This is a genomic window from Mesorhizobium sp. M0615 (assembly GCF_040320805.1).
GTDB lineage: Bacteria > Pseudomonadota > Alphaproteobacteria > Rhizobiales > Rhizobiaceae > Mesorhizobium.
Genome location: NZ_JAMYQI010000042.1, coordinates 1 through 4,063 on the forward strand (window position 1 = coordinate 1; position 4,063 = coordinate 4,063).

Consider the following 4,063-nt stretch of genomic DNA (forward strand, 5'->3'; position numbering starts at 1 on the left):
ATGTCGTCGGTCATCGGTGGTCCTTCCGAAATGGGTTGGCGTCAACAACCAAACCCTACCGGAAAGCGCCGATGACCACCCACACCCCGCTCGCTGGCTACAGCGCTACTAACGGCGCGCTCGTGAGCGGCTTCGCTACCGCCGAGCTACACCCACCTGATGGGACACGACCTTTCATTTGCATTAGGAACAACGCGTAAATGGAAAAGTTGGTCCACCGCAGCGCTCGTGAGGATGCCTTACCGCTGCCGGCCGGCGGCAAAGGGTCCGGCCCGCGCTTTCCTTCCTAGTGTGACGCGCCCCTGAAGGCTGCCAAGTTGTTCCTGCCTCACTGATCCAGTTCAAGCGGATCGTGATCTGGTTGCTCGTGCCACATCACCTGGCGGAAATCGCGTTTGTCGACCTGCTGACCGCAGATCGGGCATGCGTGAAATCGATCGTCACAGTCCTGCGGTTGGTGTGGCTTGTCGGGGATAGGCGGTCCAAGGTCGGCTATTCTAGCCATGCGCGACCGAACAAGATGCTGCGGCAAAGTTCCGTCAGTTTGGTTTTCTCAGTTGGTGAAAGACATCGCACCAAAAGCGGTAGTCATCTGGTCGACCGTCGAAATGCGCCTCCAAAGCGCAGTGCGCCACGGCGGTCGGTGCTTCCATCCCATAAAGTTCGATCGCAGATTGAGCGGCCTGATCTCTGTCGACGAGATCGGCAATCTTCAAAGCGGCGAAATCAGCGCTCCGGATCGCGAGCCTCCGTGGACCAAATATTCCCAACACCTAAGGGTGACTATATGATCCCCTCATGGCAACTCTGCGGTACGACGAAAGGCAGGAACCGGATGGGACGTGGACGGTATTCGACGTGTTCACCGGGCTCCCGGCTATTGTAGCGGGCCACCCATCTGTCGACCTTCCCGACATGGAGTATGCCGAAGAGCTGGCCGCCATCCTGAATGCCAACGACCTGAAGCAGAGGCTATCTCACGGTAGGTTCCCCGGAGGGTTCGCCTGACCGAAGTGGCATTAGCCCCCGGTCGTGTTGCCCATCCAGGTTGGTTCGTCCGATCCGAACAAGCAATTGTTATTGATCTACCGGCTACGACGGTTTTAAGTCGACTCGCCATTGCTTTTCGTAGGGAGGATCCGGAACCCCATATACTATGGCAGTTACACCCTCAGGAATGGCTCCGATCGGTTGAACTACCAATATGCGCACACCGAGCAGCCACCCTATGATAATGGCGGCTACGCAACCAGTGCAGCCAAAGACGCCGAACTTCTTCATCGCATCGCACCTATTCCCCGCATCCCATCATAGTACCTGATGGCGTGATGGTGCATTCGTTGCCTTCAGTGTCCACGGAATGAGTTCCGGTGCTGTCTGTCCAGGAGCGAATGGAGTGGAGTTTCCTTCGCTATCGCTACTGGTGATCTCTTGGCATCCGTTCGGAAAGCGAAGAGTTTCGGTGTCAATCGAATAGTTATTCCCTTCGGTATCCTACGATCTCACATGTTGATCCCCATTTTTACCGGAATAGGAATCTGTGCAGACCCTGTAGTCGCTTTCACCCAAGCAATCAGCGTATGCGGAAGCGGTGCAGCCGAGTAGAAATGCTGCCGTCAATCCGGCAAGCACCGAAACCGAGATGCGGCTTGGGATATGTTCGAGGCGATGTCAGCCACGCGGCACTGACTGACTTTCATTCCGCAGAAGAGAAACGAACAGCCCGCTGCGGCTGGTGGCGGGTTTTCATGTCGCGTTTCATGTCGCGTCCATCAGCCGCGCACCAGCAAAAACCGTTGGAAACCAAGGATACTCAGTTGCAACATGAGCTGAATATTACAGAAACAAGCGGTGCCCAGAGGCAAGTAGAAATGTCTGTGCTTTCAGATCTTACCACGCACATAGCATGCGGACAACCAACAGAAATGGCAACAATAGATTCCTGTGGGTTATTTCATTCCTCCCGGAATGTCCGACTGATTTGGTCCGACAGCGGCTTCACGAAATAGGAAAGCGCCGTACGCTCACCCGTCTGGACCATCGCTTCGGCCGGCATACCGGGCACGAGCGTCAGGCCCTTGAGCTTCGTCAGTTCCGCCTGCGGAACCGACAGGCGCACCAGGTAGTACGAAATGCCGTTTTTTTCATCCGTCGCCAGATCGGCTGCGATCCGGCTGACATATCCGTTCAATATCGGCGTGGTTCTCAGATTGAAGGCTGACATCCGCAGCACGGCCTTGTGACCAAGCTGGATTTGGTCGATGTCCTTCGGGGTGATTCGTACTTCAAGCGCAAGATCGTCGCCTTCCGGCACGATTAGCATGATCGGATCGGCGGGCGTGATCACTCCGCCGACCGTATGAATTGCGAGTTGTTGAATGGTGCCTGACTGCGGCGCGACGATATCGATCCGCCGCAGTTCCTGTTCAACCGCCACCTTGCGCTCAACATACTCCCCGACCTGCGCCTGAACCTCTCTGAGCTCCTGGCCCACTTCCGACTTGAAATCCTGATCGATCTGCGGGATCTGCAGGCGCGTTTCGGCTATGCGGGCTGCCGTCTGTGCCTGATCTGCGATCTTCTCACCGCGTTCGCCACCGAAAGTGGCAACCTGGATCTTCAGGCTGTTCAACCGTTGGTCCGAGACAATGCCTTGGTTGCGCAGCCCACTTAGAACAGCAATTTCCTTTTGGAGAACCTCGATCATTTTTTCACAGGCAATTTCCTGCGCCTTGAGTCCTTCGATCTCGTGGTGATATTGAGTAATGCGTTCCGCCAATTGCGCCTGCTTCCCGTCGCGGGATTGCCTGCGGAATTCGAACAGCAACGTCTCGCTATCTATTGCCGAAGCTACGTCCGGAACATCTCTTCGGGCGAGTAGCCAGTCCGGGAAGGGGATTTCCGCGAGATCGTCACGCTCAGCATCGAGTCGTGCCAGGTAGGCGGCCAGCTCATCGAGCCGCTTGGTGACTATGGCGAGATTAGCGCGCGCCTGGGTGGCATCGAGCCGCATGAGGATGTCGCCGGCTTTTACCTTATCGCCTTCGCGCACCAGGATTTCTCCCACCACCCCGCCAGTCGGGTGCTGCACCTTCTTGACATAGGAAACGACGACAAAGTGTCCGGACGCTACAACCGCACCGGAGAGATTCGTGAAGGTCGCCCAGGCTCCGGCTCCTCCCACAAAGATCACGCTCGCCAGAAAGCCCGCCACCAGGTGGCGGCGAATGGAGCTTGAAACGTCATTGTTCTGATCAATGCCGGACACCGGTATCCTCCATGTCAGCGCGCTCTGCCACGTTATCCTGTGTAGACTCGATGGCCTTCAGGACTTTGGAAGGCGCACCGAATGATCGCTGCCGTCCACCTTCCATCACCAACACCAAATCCACGGCGCGGATGACGCTCGGCTGATGGCAGACAACAACCGCAATGCCCTTGCGCTCGCGCACGGAGGCGATCGCCTTAGCGACTGCAGCTTCGCCTTCCGCGTCGAGATGGATATTGGGTTCATCCAGCACAACAAGGAACGGGTCTCGATAAAGGGCACGGGCAAGACCGATAAGCTGGCGCTGCCCGGCGGAAAGTGCCGATCCGACCTCACCAATCGGAGTTTCGTATCCGTGCTCAAATCGGAGGATCAGTTCGTGCGTGCCCGCTGCTTTCGCCGCGGCGACAATAGCCTCAGGGTCAGGATCATGTTCAAAACGAGCAATGTTTTCGGCAATGGTGCCGTCGAACAGTTCAACACCTTGCGGCAGATAGCCGATATGGCGGCCTAGTGCTTCCCGGTCCCATTGATCGAGGCTTGCGCTGTCGATGCGAACCTTCCCGGCGACCGGCGTCCATGCGCCGACAATGGCGCGCCAGAGTGTCGACTTGCCCGAGCCCGATGGACCGATGACCCCGAGTGCGCTTCCCGCCTGAATGGCAAACGCAATGCCGGTCACGGTCGGCTTGCTTTCGCCGGGCGGAACAATTGTCACGCTTTCGAGGCGCAGTTCGCGTTCAGGTGCAGGCATTAGCATAACAGGAGCGGTTTCAGGAACCTTTTCCAAGAGGT

At 57.1% G+C, this 4,063-nt stretch carries 4 protein-coding genes; 1 reads left to right on the plus strand and 3 read right to left on the minus strand.

Features of this window, described 5'->3' with window-relative positions:
* Positions 1–539: 539 nt before the first annotated feature.
* Positions 540–773 (minus strand): Y4oE-related protein, encoded by a 234-nt coding sequence (locus tag NKI46_RS31025; protein ID WP_023699541.1) that lies wholly within the window; start codon positions 771–773, stop codon positions 540–542.
* Positions 774–798: 25 nt separating this feature from the next.
* On the opposite strand from NKI46_RS31025, the gene NKI46_RS30815 reads away from it, so the two are divergent.
* Positions 799–1,008, plus strand: coding sequence for a hypothetical protein (locus NKI46_RS30815; RefSeq protein ID WP_023672260.1), 210 nt, complete (start codon positions 799–801; stop codon positions 1,006–1,008).
* Positions 1,009–1,954: 946 nt separating this feature from the next.
* Here NKI46_RS30815 and NKI46_RS30820 read toward each other — a convergent pair.
* The gene (locus NKI46_RS30820) at positions 1,955–3,268 is read right to left on the minus strand and encodes an HlyD family type I secretion periplasmic adaptor subunit (RefSeq protein WP_023698296.1); all 1,314 of its coding nucleotides are present in this window, start codon (positions 3,266–3,268) and stop codon (positions 1,955–1,957) included.
* Positions 3,255–4,063, minus strand: an 809-nt coding sequence (locus NKI46_RS30825) for an ATP-binding cassette domain-containing protein (RefSeq protein WP_352749698.1), incomplete at its 5' end; no start/stop codon positions are given. The genes NKI46_RS30820 and NKI46_RS30825, both read right to left, overlap by 14 nt.